This is a genomic window from Streptomyces viridosporus (genome assembly GCF_002078235.1).
Taxonomy (GTDB): domain Bacteria; phylum Actinomycetota; class Actinomycetes; order Streptomycetales; family Streptomycetaceae; genus Streptomyces; species Streptomyces viridosporus.
This window is the reverse complement of the sequence record NZ_MSGP01000876.1, coordinates 1-590: the sequence shown is the minus strand read 5'-3', so window position 1 is coordinate 590 and position 590 is coordinate 1. Positions and strand designations below refer to the sequence as shown.

The window sequence follows — 590 nt, the reverse complement described above, 5'->3', positions numbered from 1 at the left end:
GTTCAGCATCCCCGGCAGGCTTGTGCATCTGCGCCGATGGGCGTTCCAGGACGTACTCCTCGTCACGGCGGCGAGCGTTCCGGAGCAGCCACCAGCGATGAGCTTCAGTTTCGCGGGTGTGCTCAGCCAGGTCGATTCCCTTGTCGAGGCATGCCGTGCGCTGCGCCCGAACTCGGTCGACGGCCCACGGGACACTCCCTGGAACACCCGCGATGTGGAGGTGATCACCCCCGAGAACGCACGGATCGTTTTCACTGCGGCGAAGCCCTTCGATCCGGCCAGTCAGGAGGCGCGGAACCTTGCAGCCATCGGGATCACCCCACCGCCACCGGGCGACCGTCACGGCGACAATGAGGAGCATGCCTGAAGCCACTGACGCCGATGGCCTGACCGTCGGGCAGGTCTCGACGCGTCTGGACGTGACAGTCCGCGCGCTGCACCACTGGGACGAGATCGGTCTGGCGCGACCGTCGCTGCGCACGGCTGCCGGATACCGGCTCTACACCGCCGGCGATCTGGAACGCCTGCACCGCATCGTCGTCTACCGTGACATCGGTCTCGGCCTGGACAGGATTCGGGCCATCCTGGAG

General features: G+C 66.8%; 2 protein-coding genes. Both read left to right on the top strand.

The genetic code is table 11. From position 1 onward, the window contains the following. A partial coding sequence (locus tag B7L92_RS38345) for a glycosyltransferase (RefSeq protein WP_081241662.1) occupies positions 1-367 on the top strand: 367 nt, incomplete at its 5' end. Beyond that, positions 360-590, top strand: a 231-nt coding sequence (locus B7L92_RS38340; RefSeq protein ID WP_143626524.1) for a MerR family transcriptional regulator, incomplete at its 3' end; no start/stop codon positions are given. The genes B7L92_RS38345 and B7L92_RS38340, both read left to right, overlap by 8 nt.